20 protein-coding genes are annotated in these 24,547 nt (G+C 35.4%); 18 read left to right on the plus strand and 2 right to left on the minus strand.

Translation table 11 applies throughout. The annotated features are described in order from the left end of the window. The first annotated feature begins 17 nt into the window (after positions 1 to 17). From EQG49_RS13400 to EQG49_RS13425, 6 genes are all read left to right on the plus strand, one after another. A complete protein-coding gene (locus EQG49_RS13400) occupies positions 18 to 836 on the plus strand; it encodes a class A sortase (RefSeq protein WP_133364470.1) in 819 nt (272 codons plus the stop codon). Positions 837 to 1,001: 165 nt separating this feature from the next. Then, positions 1,002 to 1,649: a hypothetical protein gene (locus EQG49_RS13405; RefSeq protein ID WP_133364471.1), complete on the plus strand. Its 648-nt coding sequence runs from the start codon at positions 1,002 to 1,004 to the stop codon at positions 1,647 to 1,649. Between the two features lie 130 nt (positions 1,650 to 1,779). Next, positions 1,780 to 1,986: an AbrB/MazE/SpoVT family DNA-binding domain-containing protein gene (locus tag EQG49_RS13410; protein ID WP_133364472.1), complete on the plus strand. Its 207-nt coding sequence runs from the start codon at positions 1,780 to 1,782 to the stop codon at positions 1,984 to 1,986. After that, on the plus strand, positions 1,983 to 2,780 hold the full coding sequence (locus EQG49_RS13415; RefSeq protein WP_133364473.1) for a Fic family protein: 798 nt from the start codon (positions 1,983 to 1,985) through the stop codon (positions 2,778 to 2,780). Before EQG49_RS13410 ends, EQG49_RS13415 begins: the two co-directional genes overlap by 4 nt. A 92-nt stretch (positions 2,781 to 2,872) precedes the next feature. Further along, a complete protein-coding gene (locus tag EQG49_RS13420; protein WP_133364474.1) occupies positions 2,873 to 3,730 on the plus strand; it encodes a Fic family protein in 858 nt (285 codons plus the stop codon). A gap of 341 nt (positions 3,731 to 4,071) precedes the next feature. Next, positions 4,072 to 4,467, plus strand: coding sequence for a helix-turn-helix transcriptional regulator (locus EQG49_RS13425; protein ID WP_133364475.1), 396 nt, complete (start codon positions 4,072 to 4,074; stop codon positions 4,465 to 4,467). Between the two features lie 174 nt (positions 4,468 to 4,641). Here EQG49_RS13425 and EQG49_RS13430 read toward each other — a convergent pair whose 3' ends face one another. Together EQG49_RS13430 and EQG49_RS13435 are read right to left on the minus strand one after the other, a co-directional pair. Continuing rightward, a complete protein-coding gene (locus tag EQG49_RS13430) occupies positions 4,642 to 5,763 on the minus strand; it encodes a hypothetical protein (RefSeq protein ID WP_133364476.1) in 1,122 nt (373 codons plus the stop codon). 315 nt (positions 5,764 to 6,078) lie between these two features. Continuing rightward, on the minus strand, positions 6,079 to 7,146 hold the full coding sequence (locus EQG49_RS13435; protein WP_165964915.1) for a hypothetical protein: 1,068 nt from the start codon (positions 7,144 to 7,146) through the stop codon (positions 6,079 to 6,081). Positions 7,147 to 7,651: 505 nt separating this feature from the next. Between EQG49_RS13435 and EQG49_RS13440 the strand changes: the two genes are divergently transcribed. From EQG49_RS13440 to EQG49_RS13495, 12 genes are all read left to right on the plus strand, one after another. Next, positions 7,652 to 13,975, plus strand: a complete 6,324-nt coding sequence (locus tag EQG49_RS13440; protein WP_133364478.1) for a SpaA isopeptide-forming pilin-related protein — start codon at positions 7,652 to 7,654, stop codon at positions 13,973 to 13,975. Positions 13,976 to 14,130: 155 nt separating this feature from the next. Next, entirely contained in the window at positions 14,131 to 14,409 is a 279-nt protein-coding gene (locus EQG49_RS13445) for an HU family DNA-binding protein (protein ID WP_133364479.1), read from the plus strand. 182 nt (positions 14,410 to 14,591) lie between these two features. After that, the gene (locus tag EQG49_RS13450) at positions 14,592 to 15,092 is read left to right on the plus strand and encodes a hypothetical protein (RefSeq protein WP_133364480.1); all 501 of its coding nucleotides are present in this window, start codon (positions 14,592 to 14,594) and stop codon (positions 15,090 to 15,092) included. A 26-nt stretch (positions 15,093 to 15,118) separates the two neighbouring features. Then, on the plus strand, positions 15,119 to 15,319 hold the full coding sequence (locus EQG49_RS13455; protein WP_133364481.1) for a hypothetical protein: 201 nt from the start codon (positions 15,119 to 15,121) through the stop codon (positions 15,317 to 15,319). A gap of 167 nt (positions 15,320 to 15,486) precedes the next feature. Next, positions 15,487 to 18,471 (plus strand): VirD4-like conjugal transfer protein, CD1115 family, encoded by a 2,985-nt coding sequence (locus tag EQG49_RS13460; RefSeq protein WP_133364482.1) that lies wholly within the window; start codon positions 15,487 to 15,489, stop codon positions 18,469 to 18,471. A 669-nt stretch (positions 18,472 to 19,140) separates the two neighbouring features. After that, positions 19,141 to 19,794 carry a hypothetical protein gene (locus EQG49_RS13465; RefSeq protein ID WP_133364483.1) on the plus strand — a complete coding sequence of 218 codons (654 nt, stop codon included), beginning with the start codon at positions 19,141 to 19,143 and terminating at the stop codon, positions 19,792 to 19,794. Beyond that, positions 19,791 to 21,767: a hypothetical protein gene (locus tag EQG49_RS13470; RefSeq protein ID WP_133364484.1), complete on the plus strand. Its 1,977-nt coding sequence runs from the start codon at positions 19,791 to 19,793 to the stop codon at positions 21,765 to 21,767. Before EQG49_RS13465 ends, EQG49_RS13470 begins: the two co-directional genes overlap by 4 nt. Positions 21,768 to 21,771: 4 nt before the next feature. After that, the gene (locus EQG49_RS13475) at positions 21,772 to 22,002 is read left to right on the plus strand and encodes a hypothetical protein (protein ID WP_133364485.1); all 231 of its coding nucleotides are present in this window, start codon (positions 21,772 to 21,774) and stop codon (positions 22,000 to 22,002) included. Positions 22,003 to 22,019: 17 nt separating this feature from the next. Next, a complete protein-coding gene (locus EQG49_RS13480) occupies positions 22,020 to 22,310 on the plus strand; it encodes a hypothetical protein (protein ID WP_133364486.1) in 291 nt (96 codons plus the stop codon). A gap of 12 nt (positions 22,311 to 22,322) precedes the next feature. Further along, positions 22,323 to 23,477 carry a phage tail tip lysozyme gene (locus EQG49_RS14095; protein WP_133364487.1) on the plus strand — a complete coding sequence of 385 codons (1,155 nt, stop codon included), beginning with the start codon at positions 22,323 to 22,325 and terminating at the stop codon, positions 23,475 to 23,477. Continuing rightward, complete coding sequence (locus EQG49_RS13490) at positions 23,470 to 24,030, plus strand: hypothetical protein (protein WP_133364488.1); 561 nt, start codon at positions 23,470 to 23,472, stop codon at positions 24,028 to 24,030. Before EQG49_RS14095 ends, EQG49_RS13490 begins: the two co-directional genes overlap by 8 nt. Before the next feature lie 19 nt (positions 24,031 to 24,049). Next, a complete protein-coding gene (locus tag EQG49_RS13495; RefSeq protein WP_133364489.1) occupies positions 24,050 to 24,304 on the plus strand; it encodes a hypothetical protein in 255 nt (84 codons plus the stop codon). Positions 24,305 to 24,547: the final 243 nt, after the last annotated feature.

The following is a 24,547-nucleotide window of genomic DNA, read 5'->3' on the forward strand; positions in this document are numbered from 1 at the left end:
AATGTTGAGGTGAGATTATGTTTTTTCAAAGCTCAAAACAAACAAGAATGGGAACACGAGGCATACGTATTAAATCTCGACGAAGGAGGCGCTTAATTCCAATTATTGTTGCCGTATTGTTGGTGATTTTTGCTGGAATATCAACTGTGTGGTCATTACATCCTGAGTACTTTCAAGGTCGGTTAAATCAAAGTATTGTAATGGCTGAAGCTAAACGTCATCCTTTTGTGAGTGAAGGAAAGGGTAAATATCTAACTAACGTTGATATGCCAACATGGGGAGAATTAGGTAAACTTCGCAAGGACGATTCTGGTTTACGGTTGCGCGCATATATAGCTGTTCCAAAATTACGAATTGAATTACCAATTTATCAGGGAACTACTAAGTACACCCTGGCAATGGGCGCTGGTACAATGAAAGGAAAGCACGATGGGATATTAAATGAAGCTGATGTTCTAGGTGCCTCTAACTATGCGCTTTCTGGACATAATATGGCTGATTACCTGACTTATTTTAGTCCATTTCAACGACATATTATGGGAACGTCCCTCGAGGGGTTCAATATATATGTAACAGATGGGAAGTATGTATATAAATATAAACATACGGCAAAATATATTGTTAATAATGATGGTGAAGCTAGTGAGTGGATTAAGAATACGAAAGCGACAGATATTAATCCAGTTATTACCCTGGTAACGTGCTTTGAACAGGCACCATACTGGACACACGCACGTAAACGAATTATTATCCGTGGTGACTTTTTGAAAAAGTATGATTTAAATAAGCAAAATGCAAAAAAGCTTTTTAACATTTCACCTGATTTGGTGAAATAAATAAGATGTGCTGCTGATAGAAAGAATATTATTGTATGGCAAAAGTATGCTAATTGTATTTTGATTAGCATACTTTTTGTTTGGAAATACTGTTAAAACAGGTGCACTTCGTAATATGAGAATATTTGATATTTGAAACAATAAAATTAATTAAGTGGTGGAAACATGTCAAATTCTCATATTACAAAAGAACTGCTTGAATATTTGAATGAGCAGGATTTTACGTATCAACAAATAGCCGATTTTTTAAATACTGAACGATCAAAAATTGGTGCACTAATGGTGACGTATGAAGTACATGGTGCGGATACTCTTTTTTCAAAGGTGGAATTGGAAAAATTTCATCGTATGGTTTTCTTGAATAGTTCAAGTCAAGCGATTGCTAAGGAGTTTGGACTTTCAACTTTTGTCATACGTCAACGTATTAAATCGTTAAAGTTGCGATCGAATGCTAAGCTTGATTCAGTAGTTTTCTCTAATCAGATTATGAAACGTATCACGGAGGGCGCTGGTATCAATAAAATAGCACTTGAATTAAACGTTTCAAATATGCGCGTGTTTAGATTTTTGATTAAGGAAAAGGTTATTCGTGACCACCCTTTAGTGATTACAGATGAGGATGCAGATTTTGAGTTACTACAAGAGGCAGTTGTACTTGAGCTAACTCGTAATAATTATTCATTCGTTGTCATTAGTGTTGATAAATTACGTGAGATGTTACGTGCCGATAGTAATGTAGGTGAGATGGCTGCCTATTTTAATACTAGTCAAGCACGTATTCGGGCAGTTATTCGAGCATATAAGTTGGGTTAGAATAATATGGAAAAAGTATTCCGTTTGGCTGGTAAAAGAAAGCGTTAGAGGAATTAAATCGAAGTATTGTAATTTGACTGCATTTTATAAGTATACGGAGTATAATATACTTATAGGGTGGTGTAAAATTATGAGAAAGAAAATTAGCAAAAATGGTACTTCAGCTACGATAACATTGTCTCCAGACGAATTACGCGTTTTAGGCGTGCAGATTGGGGATTCAGTTAGTTTAGTTGAAGAAGTGGACGGGTTACATATTTTAAAAGTGAGTCCTGCTGAAGATATGACCTGGGATGAAAAAATGAAAATACTGAAGGGGCTAAGTACAAAAAAATGACTATTACGCGTGGTGAGTTTCAAGACATCGTTGCAGAAACAAATATTTTAAAACCAGAATATGCTTTAAATACGCTTGTCCGTATGGCTCATCACTCAAGCGCAATTGAAGGAAATACGTTATCGCTGAGTGATACTATTTCTGTGCTTGTTGATGAAATGACTCCTAACGGATCGAAGTCTTTACGTGAGTTGTATGAAGTTGCTAATCACCGTGAGGCGATGGGAGATGTGTTGAATAAGATTGCTTCTGGTGAACCTATGGATTTGAATTTTATTAAATTAATTCAGTTTGATTTGGTAAATCATATTCGTGATGACGCTGGTGAGTTTAAGACGCAGCAAAATATCGTGTTGGGAGCGAATTTTATACCTGCCACTCCCGGTGAGACCCCATTTCGGTTAATGCAGTGGGTTGATAATTATAATTACCAGTTAGAAAATGTTAGTGATGAGTTTTTTCCAAGCGTAGTTGCTCAACAGCATATTGATTTTGAAAAAATTCATCCATTCCCCGATGGAAATGGGCGAACAGGTAGAATGTTATTACTTTACGCAACTTTGAAAAGACTTCAAAATCCTGTAATTATAGAAGTGAATCAAAGAAACGAATATATCAATTTATTGAAAAATGAAGATTCTGAAAATTTAGGCAAAATGATTGTTAACTCCGTTATTAATGAATCAATAATTAAATCTAGTTTTGATTTACCACAACAAGGTGTTAACAATACGTTGAATAATAATGAACATTTCAGTGGTACAAAAGCTAGCTCCAAAAAGCCTAAAAGGTAACAATAATTTATAGGTTGACTCATGAAAAATAGGTTTTTCTATTATACATTTCTGCACTACTGGCGCAGTCGATAGAATGAAAGCGGTGCAACTTGGTTGATTATACTCAAATTGATAAGTTAAAGGTACAAATGTATTCGTATCGTTCTTTAGATTCTGAACAAGCTAAGATTGTTTGGCAAAATTACCGGGTTGAGGAATCTCACGCCTCAACATGGCTTGAAGGAAACACACTAACTTTAAGTGAAACGAGAGTAGCTTTAGAACAAGGAATTACAATTTCGGAAAAACCAATCAAAGACTATTTAGAAGTTGTTAATTTTAGTCAAGCGTTAGATTATATGGCGGAGTTAGCTACTAATCCAGATGAAGTGTTTAATGAACAAATAATAAAAGATATTAATCGGTTGGTTTATAAATCGACAGAAAAGCCTGGTGAGACGGCTGGACAATATCGTGATGTGCCAGTTGTCGTCGGGTTTCATACACCGCCTGCACCAATCCTTGTGCCCGATTTAATGCGTAGCTTTGTCGAATGGGTTAATACAGATGGTCAAAAATTACATTCTGTTGAATTAGCTAGTGAGATACATCAGCGGTTTGTTACGATACATCCTTTTGTCAATGGTAATGGACGTACTGCTCGGCTGCTGATGAATTTTCAGTTAACTAAATCGGGGTATTTACCTATCTCGATTAAACCTGATGAAGCTTCGCGAAAATTGTACAACGACACCTTGTATATGACGCAAGCCACAGAAAATGCAAGTCATGAGCCAATGAATCAGTTGGTTGCTAACATCGTTGAGGATACATTACGTGAGCGCGTTGAACTGTTAAGTAGGTATGACGCTAATTTTGAAGTTAACCGTAAAGAACGTGAAGAACGTGAAAAACGATTAAGTAGATTTATTGGTAAAAAAAATTCCAAAAAGGATATGCACCGGTGAACCTTATTTTTAAAACAAAATAAGCAGTTTGGCTGATTATGCTCATCTGCAAGTAAGGAAAAAGTATGACAATTGTATTCTACTAGGAGTACGGTTGTCATACTTTTTTGTTTGTTTACTTATAATAATGTTGAAGCATCGCTTATACAACATGAGTATTTTTGGAATTCAAAAGTGGTGCATTCTGAACTATCAAAAATGGGCTACTGTTAGTTTAACAGTGACACAAACTAACAAGGGATTTGATTTAGATTAATATTCTAAAGTTGCTCGTTAAAACTATTTGTTATAGTATTTTGCTATACTAATATGCGTATAGTAGAAAGGCGATTATTGCACCTATGAACAAAAATTTAGATTTAGGAAAAAATATTAAGTACCTTCGTGAAAAGAGAGAATTAACACAAGAACAACTAGGAGACGAACTTGGTTATTCTGGTCAAACAATTTCCAATTGGGAAAACGTTGTTAAGGTTCCAAGAAGGAAAACACTAAAAAAATTAGCGCAATTCTTTCAAATTGAAGTTATTCAATTAACATCTAAGCAAATGTTTGAATCAGAACTACTCATGCCTTTAACAGAATCTCAGTTAGAAATTGCCAGAATGATTATTCCAAACAATACTCAAACTGAAATGCGATTAGACATTGCCAGAATGATTGATCCAAACGCTAGTCCTGAAGAATTAGAGCGTCTCAAGGCTGCGATTGTAACATTTCATGCTAAATATGGATGAATTCAGAGAAAAATATTACTATTTGCTGCAAATAATATGACAAAAATAAGCCGAATTTGAGTTTTTAGTCTACTTTTGGATAGTTGTTATCCATCTAAAAGTAAGTAAAAAGTATGACAATTGTATTCTACTAAGAGTGCGGTTGTCATACTTTTTTGTTTGTTCTTAAAGTTATCAACTAAAGGTACTTACTTGAATGTCGCTTGCAGGGAGCCACCCACTAGTGAGGATTTCAACACCAGTTCGATTAACTCCTGTATTGCCAGGTATTGTGGCGTAATAGTAAATAGCCGTGTGCCCATCTGGTGTAACAAAACGTGCTTTACCAGTAATGCTATAAATATAAACATTGCGCTTGGTAGTAATGTTACCAGGGGTTCCAATCTCAAAAGTATAGGCGCAATCTTTTATTTTTGTACCTTCTACAAGTTGGAAATTATTTGAAGAACCTACTTGGTTATAAAAATTTGATTTTGAACTAGAACCAGTAAAATCGTAATCTGTGCCTGCTCCATCGCTAACACCACCCATTCCGTACTGTACTGTTGAAAATGATTTCAGACGTGCTTGTGCTTGCGTATACCAATGACCAGTTTTGTTAATCACAGTTGTGTAAATTTTTGAAGAATTTACATAAAAAGGAGTCGCAGTTGATTGAACCGCATTTAAGTCAAGCGTAGGAATATTATTATCATGAAATGAAGCCCTGCGAATACCATTGAATAGCATTTTTCCGGTTTGCATACTTTCCATCTGTTTTTGAGTTAAGTGCATATATGGAATATCACCAAATTGATCAGGTGTAAGCAATTTGTTTGTAATTTTAATTTTTTCAGCATAGGGAACTTTGCTGTCATCAGCCAACAAAGCACTTAATTGGGGCGTTGCACCTGTTGGCTTTTTCCAGGCATTATATTTTCCATTGGAAAGTTTGTTTTTGGCAACATAGCCCAATGATTTTTTACCTTTCTTAATGAGGTAGTAAGTTGTCTTGAGTCCTTTTTTGTTCATTAAGACAACACGTTTCTTAGAAGATAGGGTTGTTTTGTTGAATTTCTTAACTTTATAGACTTTCTTTAAAGTCACATGTTTCTTGATATGCTTACCAGAAAACTTGTAGATATTTCCTGACGCATTTTTAACGTGATAGTATTTTTTCTTTTGCTTAGTTATTTTAACAACGTGTGTGTACCGTGTGGCAGCTTCTGAAGTAGATTGCGTAGTGGCTAACATGCCACCAAGCATTAAACTAGTTACTAGTGCCAACATGGTTAATTTTTTAATTGAGACTCTCATGATTTTTCTCCTTTACTGTATTAATTTAGATAGCTCGATTTTATGAGATTATGTGCACTCTTATCTCCATCTACATTTTACTTCTAATCCATTGGTATTACTGGATTAAGAGCTTACAGCTCAACGAGTAATATGGATAAATTCAGAGAAAAATATTACTATTTGCTGCAAATAATATGACAAAAATAAGTTTTATTTGAATTTTTCAGTCTACTTCTTGATTGTTGTTCTTCATCTAAAAATAAGAAAAAAGTATGACAACTGTATTTTCTGAATAATACAATTGTCATACTTTCTTATTTATTCCTAAAGTCATTAACTAAAGGTGCCTACTTCAATGTTTTTTGCTGGTAGCCAGCCACTAGTTTGTATATCTTTTCCTGTCCCATTAATCCCTGTATTTCCAGGAATTGTCACATAGTAATAAATTTCTGTATTTCCATCTGGCGTAACAAATCGTGCTTTACTTGTAATGCTATAAATATAAACGTCATGCCTAATAGTGAAATGACCTGGGGTACCTAGCTGGTCAGTGTAAACACAATCTTTAACCATTGCGCCTTCAACAAGTTGAAAGTTATTTGATGTACCAATTTGGTTATAGAATATAGCTTTTGAGATTGAGCCAGTGAAAATATAATCTGTACCTGATCCATTACCTATAAATATTCCATATTGAGTTGTTGAAAATGACTTTAAGCTTGCTTGTGCTTGGGTATACCAATGTCCAGTTGCTTTAACCGTAGTCGTGTAAATTTTTGAAGAATTTACATAAAAAGGTGTTGACGTTGATTGAGTCGCATTTAAGTCAAGTGTAGGAATATTATTATCATGAAATGAAGCTCGACGAATACCATTGAACAGCATTTTCCCGGTTTGCATACATTCCATCTGATTTTGAGTTAAGTGCATATATGGAATGTCACCAAATTTATCAGGTGTAAGCAATTTGTTGGTAATTTTAACTTTTTCAGCATAGGGAACTTTGCTGTCATCAGCCAACAAAGCACTTAATTGGGGCGTTGCACCTGTTGGCTTTTTCCAGGCATTATATTTTCCACTGGAAAGTTTGTTTTTGGCAACATAGCCCAATGATTTTTTACCTTTCTTAATGAGGTAGTAAGTTGTCTTGAGCCCTTTTTTGTTCATTAAGACAACACGTTTCTTAGAAGATAGGGTTGTTTTGTTGAATTTCTTAACTTTATAGACTTTCTTTAAAGTCACATGTTTCTTGATATGCTTACCAGAAAACTTGTAGATATTTCCTGACGCATTTTTAACGTGATAGTATTTTTTCTTTTGCTTAGTTATTTTAACAACGTGTGTGTACCGTGTGGCAGCTTCTGAAGTAGATTGCGTAGTGGCTAACATGCCACCAAGCATTAAACTAGTTACTAGTGCCAACATGGTTAATTTTTTTATTGAGACTCTCATGATTTTTCTCCTTTACTGTATTAATTTAAATAGCTCGATTTTATGAGATTATGCGTACTTTTATCTCCATCTATATTATACCGCTAACCCCTTGATATTACTGAGGTTAGAGCTTGTTTCTCAGCAAGAAATATGGATAAATACAGCAGGAAATATTACTTTTTGCTGAATAGAATCTGGTAAATGTGAGCCGTTTAGGGGTAGATTTGCTGTTTTTTTAATTTGTTTTTTGGTCGTTGATATATTGTTTTATTCATCTGAAAATCAGTAAAAAGTATGACAATAGTATTCAGTAAAGAATATTATTGTCATACTTTTTTTCCTTTTAATACTGTTAAACCTTTCGAATTTTCGCCTATGCGAATATATATATATACTCTGTTTTTTAGTTGTAAATCAGTTGTTGACGTTTGATATAAATAGTGTTTAGACACTAGAAAGAGAGATAGATGATATGAGTAAATTGAATAGAAAAGAGAAATGGATTAAGCGATTAAAAAGAATTGCTTTGGGAGTGGGCTTAATAGGGACAATCGGGTTAGCAGGGCTAAGTCCTGGTATTTCTCCTGATAATGTATTTGCCGGTAATATTGATTCTGATCAGTACATGCCCACTGGTACAACTGATTATGGTGGAGTTTCACTAGTTCCGAATGGTGGAACTATTGAGGTACCACTCAATATTCATAAGTTAATCAAAATTTCCAATTCTCATTTAACTGGGTTAAGTGTAAGCTCGTCTGGAAGTATTGCGACTCAATATAATCTTAAGCAAATGGTAAACGGTGATGACGCCGACGGTTATGGATTTTATTTTTCTAAGAGTGATGAACAGAATAATCCATCTTTATCAGCAACTCAACTCCCAACGATGATTTATTCAACGGATCAAATTGATTTAGATGGTAAACAAATAGATGTTGTAATTTCTATTACCTCGGCAACGTTTGATTCTCAAAGTAATTTTGTTGATGGTGGAATTATCTCCTTTCGTAAAAATTTATTAGGTGTTAACCAATCTGGTTTCTCAAGTGTTAGTTTTAGTTATAGTATGGTTACTCACGGAACGAATAATGCACCTAATCTTGATTCAACATCGGCAACTTATCTTGAATTAACTGATATTGATTCGAGTCAGGCAGTTAATTTTGGAGCTGGAACATCTGATAATGTAGTGATGATTACAAAAGACCCACGGACTTCAATGGATTATTATGGTCGTCAAATTGATGGTGTTAGTATCGGTAAAGACACTAGTGGACGTTATTGGTTTGTTGCTGGAAATAATATGGATTTAGATACTCGTCCTGTTGATAGTGTATTTGCGATGTTTAAACCTGGTAATTTCGCATTTAGTGGAACATGGTATAAACACTATGACACAATTGAACTAACAACAGGTGCTAATTCAGGTAATACTTATCCTTATACAAATTCGGTGGTTGCCGCTGGTCAACAAGATACTATTACAAATGCTGTAAGCCAAGGATATTCTGGACGTGAGTATCTTGGGTTCGGTTCGGTAGCCAATTACGATTTAGTTGTAGGAAATCCAGTTCCTGCACCAACAAAAACTGTTACTGATTCTGATGAAACAGCGGTACAAACGAATTCTTTACCGACAATTCGTGCTGCTCAGACATATGATGTTTCTGTTTCAATTCCTGATGATGTTTGGGATTTAGATAACTTCATATTACGCGATACTATTGATCCGATGTGGAATGTAACTGGCGCTCGTGTTGTTGCAAGTCATGCCGGTAATCCAGATGAAACAGGTTCTGATTTATTCGATGTTACTGATAGTTCAGGAACGGCAGGTAACAGGTTGTTTAATAACGCTACTATTACTAAGAATAGTAACGGTTCAACTTCAGTTTCAGCGTCTATTAATAGTTCAGTTACAAATGGCTCAATGGGTTCTGGTTTGATTTCTTTTCAAAATCGCGCTTACCACCTGTTAATTGATGTAACTCCTAACCCAGATTATGCATTAGCACATATGGGTGATAATGGTTGGATTTATCCTCATTCAAGCAATGACACGGTAAGTACGACTGGTGGAAATTATACTAGTGGTAACAACTTACAAATTTTTGACCAAGGTTCTATTTATATTAACTACTCCGGTGCTGCTGAGTCTGGTGAAGATTCAGATGATAATTCGGGTAATTTACGTACTCGATATACAGCAACTACTCGTACACGTATTCCATTGATTAATGTAACAGTTAACAAGACTGGGACTGTCTTTGGTAATGCAATGCCAAGTAGTTTTTATAGCGTGTTAGATGCCGTTTTCCAGTTATATCGTTCAAATTCTAGTACAACTGTTGGTAACACGTTTGCTACCGACGTAGGCGGTCATGCGACTAGTCAAAGAGTTCCAATGGACGCATATGATGTTAAAGAAATTTCTACTGCTCATGGTTTTATTTTAAATAGTGGTTGGGTGGGTAAAATTAGTTTAACTACGTCAAGTGATTCAAATAATAATATTTCAATTGACATGAAAAACGATGAACAATTTGGTAGTTTTAGTTTCCAAAAAACTGACCGCGATAAGAATGCAGTTAGCTCTGCGGGTGCTGGGTCATTAGATGGTGCGACATATACTTTGCGTCGTTTGTACGATGGTAAGACATGGACATTAACCACGCACGATGGTGGTAAGTTTAGTTCGAGTGATTTAGGTCTGTATGACGCTACTCACTTTGAAATTGCTGATTACTCATTGACTGAAACTAAAGCTTCTAAGGGCTACTTGGTTGATTCAACACCAGTTAACTTTAGCGTCACATATGCTGGTATGAATGCTAGTGTGGCTGTTAATGCAACCGCCCGTGATTCCGAATTGATTATTCGTAATGATATTACGATTCATAAAAATGCGGATGGTTCAACTACCGTGGTTGATGGTCAACAACCAATTCCGGGATACGATGATGATGAATACAATGATTCAATTCAACAACGGCTACAAGGAATTGAGTTTAAAGCTACTTTGACGGATGGAACAGGGTACAACAAGACTACTGGTACGGTTACTTCAAAAGCTGGTGATGGTAATGTTTGGTACTCAAGTTTATCTGATGTGAATGGTAATGCAGTATTCAAAGATTTACCATTTGGGCACTATACGATTTCAGAAGAAGCTACCAAACAAGATGGTTCTAAAAATATTCCTGATGGCTTTATGGCTATGAAACCATTCACTGTATATGTTTCTGAAGATAAAAAGAATGGGACTACTGATAGTGACGGTGCTTCTACTCGTGCAAATGGATATTCATTTGATGTAGACGATGACCGGCTTAAATGGCCAATTAAGGTAAATAAAGTCGATAGTCAAACTGGTAAAGTAATTCCGTTCGCTAATACTGAATTTAATATCTTAGATTTAAAATCAGGTAAGCTGCTGGAAATGAATGTTCCAAATAAAACTGATAAGACGACATCATTTAAAACTAATGAAGAAGGGTATTTCTATACGACTGAACCTTTGGATTATGGTGTCGATCGTTATCAATTGATTGAAGTTCATACCCCTTATGGTTATAACTTAGCTTCTGAACCAATGACAGTTTCAGTTGATAAGATTGATTACTCTGATGGTAAAGATTATATGGAATTTAACTTTGCCGATGACCCGCAACCTGGTCAACTTGATATTACTAAGGTGGTTAGGACAGCTACAGGAATTGGTGAACAAAAGAGTGATTTAGGTACGTTCATGGGTCTTGATTATTCAGAAGTTCCAGGAGTTGGCTATGACTTCATGTTACAAGCTCGTGACGATGTGATTACTCCTGATGGTACAACTCGTGTTAAAAAGGGACAGTATGTTTCTGTTGATGGTACTGGTGTAGATGATAAGTCTGATGGACTTGTTTTAACCTCTGGTGAAGATGGAAAAGTAAGTACTGGTACTATTCTATATATTGGTGATTACACATTAATCGAAACTAAAGCACCTTTAGGAGTTACAATTGCAGATCCTTGGGACTTCTCAGTCACTTATGGTGGTGAGACAGTTAAGGCAACCTACTATGAAACGACTGTTCATGACGATGTACAATTATTGAATATTGTAGGTCATAAAGCAGAACAAGTAATTAACGGTTACGATAAGGACGGTAAACCTGAAATTGCGGTGCAAGACGCTACAGACGGTCAGATTTTCGCCGTTCGTAATGCTGACGACTTCAGTTTGATGGGTGCTACTGTTAAAGCTGATACCACATTGGCTTTAGCTCAAGTAAATGGTGGTAAGTTTGAATTTGATACATTTTTACCTGCTGGAAAGTACTATGTTCAAGAAGTTGATTCTGGTTCAAAGCATGTATTGAATCCAAATAAGTACTTCTTTACTTACACACCTAAAAATAATGATAATACTCAAAGCTTCCAAATTTATGCAAATGGATTTAAGCAAGACAAGGGTTCTGAAACAGATGATGACGCAGCACCCGAAGCTGAAACGCCAACTGACGGTGAAGTAACTGCAAATGAAGTTGTTACGGATAATGATGACGCGGTTATTAAGCAAGATGAAATTACTGATGATTCTGTTTCAGATACTGATATTCTTAATAACTTGTTCTTAACTGATGTTCCATTCAACAAGTTAAATCAAGTTATTAATGATGATTTGTATACTGGTAGTGATAACTATATTGCTGGTGCTGGTGCGGTATTTGAACTTCGTGATTCAGCTTCTGGTAAAGTTATTCAAACGGTAACAACAGATAAAAATGGTAATGCTACGTGGAAGCAATTAGGTGTCGGTGAATACCTGATGAATGAAACAAAATCAAGTGATGTAACTCATGCAATTAATACAGATGTATATGCTATCAACGTTCAAAAGGGGGCTACTACAATTTCGGTAAACAGTAAGCAAGTAGGCTCGATTGACAATACTAATTTGTATAACGCTTATGTTACTGAACAACTACCGCCTGTTGAAGATACTGATACGACAGTTGACGATGAAGCAACTGATGATAATACGGCGGTTGATACAACTTCTACTTCAGCTGATACTGAAGATAGTTCAAAAGAAGTAGCAACTGTTAAAACTGTTGCTGAAGCTCAACCAACCGGTAGTGCATTCACAGTAAGTGATCCAATTACCGATTTACCTAAACCTGGAGTTGACAAGTATATCGACACTGTTGGTGAACATGTTAAGACCACGCAAGACGATGTTGATCAAAATGTAAACTTTGTGATTTCTGGTCAATTACCTTTACTTGATAATGCTAAGAATTTAACTGATGTGCATTTGAAAGACAACCTTGAAGAAGCTTACACTTTCGTTAAAGTTGATAAGGTTGTTGACGTTACTGATAACAATAAAGATGTAATAAGTCTTGGTAAAATCACTGCTCCAAAGGGCAAATTTGGCGGTACTGTTGATTGGGCTGCTAATGACTCAAGTCAATTTAATGGTCATATTTTGGCAATGCACTTAACTGTTACAGTTAATAGTCATGTATTCCAACATAAATATTTGGATAGTAAAACTGGTGATTATGTTGTACCAAATGTGGGTATTTTACACTTTAATGGTGGTGATTTAGATTCTAATGCTAATACAACTGCTAACGCACATGACCTTGTTACACCACCTGTTGATGTTCATGTTCGTATGCCTGGCATTGATAAGAGTATTGTTTCTGAAAATAACAAGTTAGTTAAGGATAAGGCAGTTCAACACACTGATGTAATTCAGTACATGGTTGACGCTTACTATCCGTTTGCTCATAACGGACTTTTCAATAATGTCACTATTTATGACAATGTAGTTGACGCTTTGATTCCGCAAGAGATTACTAAGGTTACATTGGTTGATGATAAAAACAATGAAACTGACGTAACCAAGCAATGGACACAAAGCATTGAAAAGAAAGTTGCCGGAACTGTTAAAGTAACTGCTAAGAAACCGACTGATTGGGCTGGTAAACATGTGCGCATGTACTTTACAGCCACACTTTCGGCTCATGCGACGGATTCTAAGTACTGGAATAAGAAAAAGAATGAGTACGTAATTCCTAATGTGGGTCATATGACTTACAACAATAAGGACGCTGATTCTAATGCAAACGCGACTACTAAGACACCTGGTACTGATTTGACTAGTGCAAAGGTAAATGTTCATTTGAAACAACCAAAAGCGTCAGTAGCTAAGTTCTGGGTTGACGCTCATGGACGTAAGAAAAAGAGTCTAAATGTTCGCTTGGGAGATAAATTGACTGCTTTGATTATTGGTCATGTTCCTAGTGTTAATGATTTGAAGAATGTTGAAATTAACGATCAATTTGAAGAAGCATTTACTCCAACGGGTGAAGTTAAAGTAGAAGTTGATGGTAAGAACGTTACCAAAGAATTTACCGCTAAAATTGAGAAGAAAGCTGGTGGCTTTGCTTCAGTGAAAGCCAAAGATTCTCAGAAGTGGGCTGGTAAGTCTATAGATGTATACTTCAATGTAACTTTGAATAAGAATTACATGCAGAAAAAGTATCGTGATAAGGATAAAAATGGTTACACGATTCCGAATGTAGGTCATTTATTATTCAACTCACAATCTTTAGATTCTAATGCAAAAGCTGACCATAATTTGACCTCAAATAAAATTGTTGTTCACGTTGATGGTGAACGGCTTGCTAACACTGGTTTCATTGCTTCAGGACGTTGGTTGTTTGTTCTTATGGCAATTGTGTTTACCGGTTTAGCAGCTTTAGCTGGCTACAAGGCATACAAGATTAAAAGATAGTAGTGAAAGTCACAAAAATTGCTCACATATTTATTATGTGAGTATACATATGCCCAAATTATTCAATGGTAAATCCATTGCGGTAATCCTTGAATCCCGTGGGAGAGTAAGGATAGTGTGGTATAATTGATATATTAAACAATAGGAGAATTTGAATGGCTAATAAACAAGATTTAATTAAAGATGTTGCTGGAGAAACTGGTTTAACGAAGAAAGACTCAGCAATTGTTGTTGACGCTGTATTGAATGGAATCATTGATTTTCTAGGGCAGGGACAAGGGCTACTGCTTGTCGGCTTTGGTAATTTTGAAGTTAAGGAGCGGGCTGCTCGTAAGGGTCGCAATCCACGAACCGGAGCTGAAATCGAGATTGCTGCTACAACAGTACCAGTATTTAAACCCGGTAAGATTTTAAAAGAAGCAGTAAAAAATTAATCGAATAAAATGAAGCTTGCCACAGTTGGGATTGTATTCTACTATGACAAGTTTTTTTTATAAATAAAAATTGATTGAGTGGGGGTACTTGAAATGCATTTGTTATTGTTTAATAATATAAATTGAAAACTTGTACTATGGAAGTTACAGGCTCGTTTATGTATCATTTGGGGGATTTTAATTTGAAAAAAATGAATATTATTTCGGCTTTTTGTCTTGTTATCATGCTACTGTTGAGTGTATTTGTACCAACGGTTGCTAGTGCTGATTCGGTAACACATAATAGTCAACCTAATAAGGTGGGGACTTTGACTTTTATCGTGGCTACAAAAAAAGGAAATGGTGATGGGACAAGCGTCACATACATGAAGAAGAAGGCAGTTCTCAAACAACTTGCAAAAATGGACAAATCTCATAATTGGTTACATTATGCTGACAACCCAATTGGTGATGGTTTACTTGGATATGCGGCAAAACTAATTACTAAATCAGGTCCTTGGGGTTTTATTGCTACGGCTACGGCATGGAGCATAAGTCAGATTGTCGATAGACAAAAAGATTGGTGGAAAGATTCAGCAATCTTGATTTTGCGTGGTAAAATTAAGGCTGTAAAGTGTGTTTATAAACCAAACATTTATGGTAATTATCCTGCTGCTTGGGTTACATGGTCTCGTGTTAAATAGTAAAATAATTTGGTTAGGAATTTGTTATGAAAAAATATCGGAGATTGATTTTAGTTCTTATACTCGCAATTGTTTTTGTCGTTAACAAAGAATATTTCTTTGGATCATTTCTGTATGCTGGCAAACTTGGCGCTTTTTTAACAAGTACTATTGGTAGTTTTATTGTCATGCTTGCTTTTACTGGTTTAGGTGTATTGTCATATCCCAAAAAAGATAAAAGAGATTAATAAAAGAGATTTACAGTGTTTTGTGGGTAAAAAATATGATAAAAGTATTCGTAACGGAATATTTTTATCATATTTTTTTTGCAGTAATACTCTTAAACCCGCGATATGAAAGGTCATAGTACGCTTAATGTTATTAAAAATATTAAACATGAAAGTGGGTGAGAAAGATGAACGGGTTGAGAGACGAACTTACTGAAAGACCTTCCAAAGTACCTGATTTTATAAAAATGAATAATCCAAAAGTGAGAATTAGTCTGTATATTGTCATGGCAGTGTTTTCTTTACTGTTTTCACTTTACTTGGTAACTGTCATAGTTCAATTAAGTCATTTGAATATTTTTAATTGGTTTATTCCAAAAAATGTATCGGGAGCTTTAAATTCAAGTACTAATTTTTCATTTAGTCACGTGTTCTCGTTGTTTGGTTTTGTGAATTTTAGTTTACTTGTTTCAAAACACGTAATAATTGTGGTGATGTTAGCTTTATTAATTGAGAGTGCAGCACTTGTTTTTACTCGAAAAACATTTACTGCAACCGGTGATATGAATTATAACGAGTATGGTAATTCAAGAACGGCAACTCCTGAAGAAGTAAAAGAACAATATGTAGAAATTGATGATATGGCTAGTTCGCTAAAATATCGTCCTGATGACACTTTTGCTGGTTATGGTGGTGTCCCTGTCATGCACGAGTTAGTGCATAATCGGTTGGGTGAGAAACTTGCTAAGTCAATGGGAGTAACTGATGATTTTAAAGGATTTGTTTTCCAAAATACTTTGAATTCTTCAAAGATTTTTAAATCAAAATCCCCTGCGCCAGGGAAATATTTTATTGATCAAGATACGGTTAATACAATTGTTATTGGTATTACACGGTCGGGTAAAGGTGAAATGTTTGTAAACATTCTTGTCGATATACTCTCAAGGGCGCAGAAACAAGCTTCTATCGTCGTTACTGACCCCAAGGGTGAATTATACCGAATGTCATATAAAACGCTTAGAATGCGCAATTACAACGTTCAGGTGTTGAATTTGCTTAATATGCCGTTTTCAATGTCTTACAATCCATTACAAGTGGCTATTGATTATGCCAGAAAAGGATACGTTGATGAAACTCAAGAAGCGGTTAATGCCGTAGCGACTTCAATCTATGAGAAACCTGGGGCTAGCAAAAGTGGAAATGACGCCTTTTGGATTAATTCCTCAAAGAATTTGTTAAGTGCTTTGATTTTGGCACTGATTGATATTGCTAGAAGAAAAGAAAAGGACTTAGGCTCATTCCCCGAAAAAAAGGATTTAGACGATTGCTGGAAGGATGTAACGCTATACAATGCATATAAAATGTTGACTGTTTTAGGTGAAGAAAAAGATACCCCTGAAGGAGCTGACGAAAGTAAGTCAAAGTTATCAATTTATTTTGAGAAGTTTCAAAAACTGCCAAAAGATGATTTTAGGTCTATGGCATATGATAATTTCCAACAATCGAACTTCGCCGGTGATGAAACGGCTGGTTCAATTTATTCTAGTGCATTGGAAGGCTTGCGTTTATTTTCTCAGACCGGTATTGCTCGATTGACTAGTAAGAATTCGATTGATTTTAAGGATTTGGGTTTTCCAAGACGTTTTTCAATTCATTTTCCTACCTCCAAAGATGGTATCTCTGTAAAAAATAAAAGCTGTGATGTTACTTTTTTCGATGATGAAGGTAATGAGGTTTCAAGTGGAAAACGGCTTGTTGACCAAGCAGGTTGGCTAACTTATGAAATTAAAGAGTTTTTACCAGACAATTTTACGGTTACAGTTATTTTTAAAAATCGTGTATCTACTGACTTAGTTTATAAATTTGAAGGGTCAAAAATTTATGAGATGGCGGGTTTCAGGAAAGCAAAATTAGATGAATTTTCAGATATTCCTGTGCTTGATTTTGTTGATTTAAATTTATCTAATCAATTGGATATGCCAATGGATAAACATCCTGACAGTTATGAAATAAGATATTCTGATAAACCAACAGCGTTGTTTTTGGTTATGCCTCCACAGAAAGCGGATTACAACATTCTTGGATCGTTCATTGTTGATCAGGCATTTAACCAGAACTATGAATTAGCATTAAACTCGGGCGGTAAATTGCATAATAGAATTCATTTTATTCTTGATGAATTTGGTAATTTACCACCGATAAATGCGATGGCAACAAAGGTATCAATTGGTTTAGGTCAAGGTATTCTGTTTAATATTATTATTCAGAATATGGAACAGTTGGAAACGGTCTACTCTAAAGAGAACAGTCAAACAATTATGTCAAATGCTGCTAATTTGTTTTATATTTTGACGCAATCGACTGCGACGGCTGAAATGATGGTGAAGTTAGCTGGTAAGCGGACTGTTACTGTCAAAAATAGAAGTGCAACGGCTGGACAATTACAGACGGTAAATGTTAGTGAAAGTCGAATTGGTCAAGATGTAATTGATGTTAATCAGTTTATGAATTTCAAAGTAGGTGAGATGTTTGTAAGTCGTTCTACGCACCGTCAAACGTTAAAACATAAAAATGTCCGTGCATACCCAATATATGACAAGGGAGAATATTCAATGCCGTCTCGTTGGATGTTTTTAAATGATTTTTTTGATGAAAATACCAGGGTGGCTGATATTCCGGTTGAATCATTGCACCGGGATTTAAATTTATGGGGTGTAACTGAAGATTTTGGTGCGCAATATGCAAAGCTGAATTTTGAGGTTGCAACTTCGACTACACTTGAACAACACGCTGGGAACCATACTAGAAGTAGTTCAGTTAATATTCCAATTTTGGGGAATAATGAGGCTGTCTCTAATCTCTTATCCGTTGAAGATGTACAACATACTAAATCGGATGAATTGTTGATAGATTTGAGTAAAATAAACGATTCCAGTTATCAAGCTCAAGTTAAACAATCAGTTTTAATGGTATTCCCTGAAGAAACTACGGGATTGATTTCAGATAAACCAATGATTGATACAAATGGAAATATATCTCCGTATTGGAGCAATTTTTTGTCAAAAATAAAAACTGAATCGCTAATGAAACACAATTTTAAAAGTGATGTTTTATACGGAAAATTTGTTGAGCAGCTAAAACAAAGGAAAATTTATCCAAAACAAGTTGAATAATTATATATCAGATTTTTTTCTAGGAAATATCGTACTGATAATTATGATTGGTGCGGTGCTTAGAACACGTAAAAGGAAATTAGGAACTATTAGTGACTGACCAGTTACTGCCTGGTAATGATAATAGAAAAGGAGCTTGCCGATGTTTCCATCGGTAAAGCTCCTTTTTGTGTTCAATTTATAATTCAGATTTAGCAGAATGGATTTGTTATGTTTAATTGTTCTTATATTCAAAGTTTCTGCAATAATTCTTCACGTATTTTGAGGTTAGTACTCTTAAAACTTGATATGCATAATTCTTGATAAGGTTAAGCTATCGCGGATATTACGGATAGGAGGTTTGTGTGTAATGAGTAGAAACTCAAAAGTGGATTTTGGTGTTCAACCAATTAGAAGCCAAACAAAATTATTTATGTTTTTTGTAATTGATGTTGTTGTATTTGGTTTATTAACAGGAATTGTTTTATTATTCGCAAATTATTTTCCTTCGACTACACCTATACGGCATGCTTTGTTTATTATTTTAGGTTTGTGCCTTAACTTATGGTTAGTATGGCAGCCTTCTAAAAACAAAGGAAAACGAAACTATCAAACTCTCGAATACTTGATTCCCGTAATTCGTAGAAAAAGTCGATTTTTTAGATCGTACTAAAACTAAAGGAGTTCAATATGAATTTACATCTTAGTCTAAGGCGTGCTCACATTAATGCGAACAAGCATGATAAAAGTTTCAATGTTGAAACTGCTGCGGTACCAAGAGATTTAAAGAGTCAAGAAATGTATGATTTTTTAAATTATAAAAATATTACTAATGATGATAACCATTTTTTGGTAATGAAAGATAATACCTATGCAGAAATTGTTAAGGTGCGCGGAAACGGTTTGTTTAATATTTCTGCTGATTCGATGTTTCAACTTGTTGATGATTTTACCGATTTTTTAATTAGTTATAAGCCTAGTCTCCAATTTTTCAATAGTTCTTTCCCAACGGATACTGGTATTCAGCAGGCTAAGAAAAATCGTTTAATTACTGCTCTACTTCGGTCTGCTAATGAAATTAGAACTTCCGAAGATAGGTTACTTTACAATTTTAGATTGCGTGGCGCTAAGGAAGAATTGTGGGCTTTACAACAGGCTGAAGGTGGTTTGCCTAATATGGAATACATTATGGTTCTGTTTGGGAAAACAGCTAAAGAACTTGCTGACAATATTGATTTTGCTCATTCAATTGCCGGTGAAACATTGCGTTTTGATGTTTTATCATATGACAAAAAAATTGATGTTTTATATCGTGTTAACAATATGAATACGAGGCTTAAATGATGATTACTAAAAGACAAAGGAAGCGATTAATTGATGACGGTGCTGATCCCGAACTGTTAGGGAGGGTTCAGCCCCAGGGAAATATAATTATTGAAGATGATTTTGTTAAGGCTGGTGATGGATTTTATAAAGTGCTTCAAGTTTTGGAGTATCCCGCCGATGGATTATCTCACTTTTGGGGCAATTCATTAGTTGATAACAAAAATACTATTACTCAAATTTCTATCGGTACAGAAGATCAGCAAGAAATGGCTAAGGAAACTAAAAAGTCTGTTGATGAACGGACATTGCGGGTAAATGAAGCAAAATCTTTAGTTGAACGAGATGAAGCTGAAATTAGTCGTGATGATAGTCGTCGTGCCTATCAAGATATTAAAGCAAATAATATTCCAGCCAAAAGAGTTTATATTCGTATGTTTGTTTATGATCGGTCTCTTGAAGAATTGAACAAGCAAGTTAGTCGAATTATTGATCGATTATCTAAGTTTAAAATTCAATCTTTACGAGGTGAACAACTCTACGAATTTGAATCTAATTTTATGGATACTATGAACCAGGTTGATTTACTTAACAAGAGAAAAGGTACACCAATCTTAGCTACTGATTTAGGTGGTATTTACTGGTTTAACTTTACTAACTGGAATGACCCTAATGGGTTTTATGCTGGTTTTACTCGTAAAAATGGTGCTGTTATTATTGATTTTTTACACCGCGATAACTTAGAACGTGATGGTCAAGTCAAGCGTACACGGTCGTTTATGGCGACTTTTGGTAATCCTCGTACAGGTAAGTCAACATTAGTGAAAAAATTCGTGAAGAATATGATAATTCGGAATCATTTTTTCCGCTGTTTTGATATTAAAAGTGAGTATCATACTTTAGCTGACGCTGCTGGTGGCACGATTCTTGATTTATCTGGTTCGCAAAATCGTGTGAACATGTTTGAAATTTTTCCGACTGCTGTTGTCTGGAATCGAACAACTAAAGAGTTTGAAGTCGATGAAATCTCTAGTTTTGCTAGCAATATTAATAAAATTAAGTCGATAGCTATCTTTCAGAATAAGTCGTTATCTGAGAACGATATAGTGCTCTTAGACAGAGTTTTAACCAACTTCTATATTAGAGAGAAGCTGTGGGCTAAAAATCCTAAGATGAACTTACAACACCGAATAACTGGGTTGCCACATGACCAATATCCAGTTCTTCACAATTTTGTGTCGTATATCAAAATGGTTGCGGAAACTTATGTTCAACGGAACAGACCTGGTGATGAGATTTCTTCAATAAGTCGGTTGACTAACACTTTTGAAATGATGTTATCAAAAGAGCCGGATTTATTTGACGGTGCTACTACAATTCGCGATTTATCAGATACGAAGTTTGTTGTTTTTGATATTAATAACTTGAAATCTCATGGGATTGCTACTTTTAATTCGCAAGTTTATTCAGCGTTGTTCTTAACCACTGCTGAAATTGTTAATAACGGTCAAAAATGGCGTCAATTAATACGTGAAAACAAAGCCACGATTGAAGATGTTGAATGGTATTACATCAACGTTGAAGAATCACAACGTATTTTGAATCGTGATTTTATTGAAGGCGTTGAGACTTTTGCGGATTTGATGGAAATTATGGCGCAAAACTTTGCTTCGTTAAGTATTCAAGCACCGACGATGAAGGACATGATTCCGGAGGGCATGATGACTAGTTTTGATCCAGTTGATAAACGGTATATGAATGCTATTTCTAAAATCATGGGAATGATGCAGTATGTGAACTTGTTTCAGTTGCCTGCTGATGATATGGATCGATTGACGCATATGTTCCGTAAGACAGTGACGATTGATCAACTTGAGGTTGTGAGTGATTACAATCGCGGCGATGTGTTAACCATTATTCAGGGAGATAGAAATATTGAGTGGCATGTTCAATTGCTTGAAGGAGAAGATGAATTATTCGATGGGGGTATTTAACGTGATGAAAAAGAATAAGTTGACTCCTTCGATTTTCAACTTGAGCGGACGATATGACGTTTTGAAGTCGGAAACTGCTACTAAGATGGAACAATCAAAAAAAGAGCTTTCTGAAATTATTAATAAACGAGAGGCAACTGGTGAAGAAAGTACTAAGGTATCGCGAAATTTTGTGTTGTTAATATTACTTTTCGGTGTATTAGCACTGGCAGCCTTACTGCTAGCATTTATGTAAAGGAAAGGTGGAATTATATGTTTTATCCTAATTTTGAATTAAACGGTGATGGTTTTATGCTCATTGGTGTTGTCACTTTTATTATAATCCGTGAGGATGTTGAGCCAAATTTGAAAACAGCTGTCGTTCAAGTCGGTGGTGAAACTGATGATATTATTTCTCAACAGGTTTCAATGCCTTTAGATTTGTATGAACTGAAAACTAAAGAACTTGGTTCGTTTAAAGATCAAGTTATGCAATTTAACGGAGTGCTTAATGATAAAAATGAGTTGCTTGTCCTGGGGGTTGAAGCTTTAAAAATAGAATAGGCGGTGTTTATATTGATAAATTTGATCAAAAAACATATTTTCATGTCAATATTTTCAGGTAGCACTATCCTCGTTATTTTGGGTGTTTTCTTAGTATTCATAGTAATTATGGGGCTGTCAGCCTCTAATGAAGATGATGGTAGTGACTGTGATGATTCTTCTACCTCTCAAAGTATAGTTTTACCTTCAGACGCTGATCAAGAAAAGACAGCCAAAGCTATATATGATTACTTAACCACTAATGATGGGTTTACTTCTGCTGGTGCTGCTGGTGCGATTGCAAATGCTCAACGTGAAAGTTCGTTTTCTTTGACTAGCATTAATACTTCCGGCGGTGTGGGGGGTCTTTTTCAATGGTCGTTTGGTGGTTCTCCAAATGGTAATCGAATGGTTGGCGGTGGTTTTATGAATCCAGATGACCAGTCAACTTGGACATTTGATAATGAAATGAAGTTGATGAGTTGGGAATTTAAAAATGAAAGTCATGGTCAAGCGACACTGACTAAAGTTGCTCCACAAACAGATCCCGAACAAGCTGCGTTGGATTGGTCTCAGTATTATGAAGGTGTTTTGTTGAATGATCCGCAGACAAAACCTGATGAAATTAAAAACAGTGCTACCGCGTGGTATGTAAAGTTGGGTGGTTCAGATCCCATCACTGAAAGCACAGTGAATACAGCAACGTCTCCAGCTCCTGACGGTTCTGATGAGGATTCAAGTTCTGATGGTTGCTATGTTGATGGTGATTCGGCAGATGGTGGCGGAGATGTTGTAACTTTAGCAAAGGAATTAGCTAGTAATACTCCACCATACAGTTATGTGTTAGGCGGTAATCCTGAAAATCTCAAGACTTCAGGCACAGATTGCTCTGGTTTTACCAGTTACGTGTGGAAACATGCTGCAAACGTTGTTTTGCCGCGCACCGCCCAACAGCAAGCTGACGCGTATGGAAAACTTGATAGAGATGACCTACAGCCAGGCGATTTGGTTTTCTATCACAATGGTTTTGGTAGCGAGTATATCGATCACGTAGCATTGTATATTGGTGATGGAAAAATAGCGCAAGAAGCCGATGAAAAAACAGGTTGTATCATTTCATCAATTGATGGTGGAGGACATTTTGAGTTTGGTGGACGAGTAAAGAAAGATAGTGGTGATAATGCGTAAAAATGTGTGGATTATCATAGTGTTTATATTTTGTCTCGTACTATCCTTTTCAATTTTTAAAAATGTTGAAAAAGATAATGCAAATAGTGAATTAAATGGAAAAATTAGTAAATTATCTTTCAATAATCAAATATTGAAAGACAAACTACAAATTGCCCTAAATAATAACGATGAGAGCCAGTCTACGGCTGCTATGACTAATTGTACTAAAAAGGTTTTAAAGGGCATGTTGACCTTCTCTAAGGATACTAGAGTGGATAATTTTAAGGCAATTGAGTATTTAGTCTCGTCAAATGTTTATTCGCAATTTAAACCTATATCAATTGACGGTACTATGCCAGATATTTCTAGTGATTTAAAAACAATTGATATTTATCCCGCGACTCAGCAGGGTATGGTTATGAATGTGTATGTACAAGTTACTGTGTATTCATCAGTTGGGACTTCAGAGCCTAAACCGGCGAAGCGATTGTATCAGATACACTATAATGTTCGTCAAAATAAGATTGTAATGTTGAAGTATGTAACAGATGTTGAATGGCAAGATAATTAAAAATATTGGAGGTGGGTATATGCCTGGTAAAAATAAAACAGTAGACGATTTTGATCGTGAAATCGAGAAACATAAGTCCGAAATTCGCAAATTAAATAAACAAAAGGAAGCATTATTAAATAAACAAGCTTTAGAGCTTGGTAAGAAATTTTTAAGTGTAGTACCTGGTGGGTTGAGTCCTGAAGATGCTTTTAGTTTGGTGGAAGGTACACTTTCATCAATGAATGAAAGTATGGAAACAAATACAGATTTAGCTGAAAACGGTCAAGAATGATTTTCATTTGGCACATACAATTATGATATTCAGCAAACGTTTTCAGTTCGCTATGTTAAACATATTGTTGTACGCAATTCGTACAGTATCGTTTCGGAGTAAAAAATGTGTGGTCGAAAAGTAATACAGCATTACTGTAAAAAAAGTAGTACCGCATTATTGGAAAAAAGTAATACTGTATCATTGTAAAAAAAGATAACCTCTGCTAAACTAATAGCAGAAGTTATCTTTAAAAAATGTTTG

The organism is Periweissella cryptocerci, from assembly GCF_004358325.1.
Taxonomy (GTDB): domain Bacteria; phylum Bacillota; class Bacilli; order Lactobacillales; family Lactobacillaceae; genus Periweissella; species Periweissella cryptocerci.

What these genes read in the sequence shown, in the direction of transcription:
- EQG49_RS13435 (WP_165964915.1), bottom strand. Translation starts at nt 7,146, where the DNA reads ATGCTTGGTGGCATGTTAGCCACTACGCAATCTACTTCAGAAGCTGCC.
- EQG49_RS13415 (WP_133364473.1), top strand. Translation starts at nt 1,983, where the DNA reads ATGACTATTACGCGTGGTGAGTTTCAAGACATCGTTGCAGAAACAAAT.
- EQG49_RS13495 (WP_133364489.1), top strand. Translation starts at nt 24,050, where the DNA reads ATGCCTGGTAAAAATAAAACAGTAGACGATTTTGATCGTGAAATCGAG.
- EQG49_RS13480 (WP_133364486.1), top strand. Translation starts at nt 22,020, where the DNA reads ATGTTTTATCCTAATTTTGAATTAAACGGTGATGGTTTTATGCTCATT.
- EQG49_RS13405 (WP_133364471.1), top strand. Translation starts at nt 1,002, where the DNA reads ATGTCAAATTCTCATATTACAAAAGAACTGCTTGAATATTTGAATGAG.
- EQG49_RS13410 (WP_133364472.1), top strand. Translation starts at nt 1,780, where the DNA reads ATGAGAAAGAAAATTAGCAAAAATGGTACTTCAGCTACGATAACATTG.
- EQG49_RS13475 (WP_133364485.1), top strand. Translation starts at nt 21,772, where the DNA reads ATGAAAAAGAATAAGTTGACTCCTTCGATTTTCAACTTGAGCGGACGA.
- EQG49_RS13400 (WP_133364470.1), top strand. Translation starts at nt 18, where the DNA reads ATGTTTTTTCAAAGCTCAAAACAAACAAGAATGGGAACACGAGGCATA.
- EQG49_RS13440 (WP_133364478.1), top strand. Translation starts at nt 7,652, where the DNA reads ATGAGTAAATTGAATAGAAAAGAGAAATGGATTAAGCGATTAAAAAGA.
- EQG49_RS13455 (WP_133364481.1), top strand. Translation starts at nt 15,119, where the DNA reads ATGAAAAAATATCGGAGATTGATTTTAGTTCTTATACTCGCAATTGTT.
- EQG49_RS13490 (WP_133364488.1), top strand. Translation starts at nt 23,470, where the DNA reads ATGCGTAAAAATGTGTGGATTATCATAGTGTTTATATTTTGTCTCGTA.
- EQG49_RS13425 (WP_133364475.1), top strand. Translation starts at nt 4,072, where the DNA reads ATGAACAAAAATTTAGATTTAGGAAAAAATATTAAGTACCTTCGTGAA.
- EQG49_RS13470 (WP_133364484.1), top strand. Translation starts at nt 19,791, where the DNA reads ATGATGATTACTAAAAGACAAAGGAAGCGATTAATTGATGACGGTGCT.
- EQG49_RS13465 (WP_133364483.1), top strand. Translation starts at nt 19,141, where the DNA reads ATGAATTTACATCTTAGTCTAAGGCGTGCTCACATTAATGCGAACAAG.
- EQG49_RS13430 (WP_133364476.1), bottom strand. Translation starts at nt 5,763, where the DNA reads ATGAGAGTCTCAATTAAAAAATTAACCATGTTGGCACTAGTAACTAGT.
- EQG49_RS13445 (WP_133364479.1), top strand. Translation starts at nt 14,131, where the DNA reads ATGGCTAATAAACAAGATTTAATTAAAGATGTTGCTGGAGAAACTGGT.
- EQG49_RS13460 (WP_133364482.1), top strand. Translation starts at nt 15,487, where the DNA reads ATGAACGGGTTGAGAGACGAACTTACTGAAAGACCTTCCAAAGTACCT.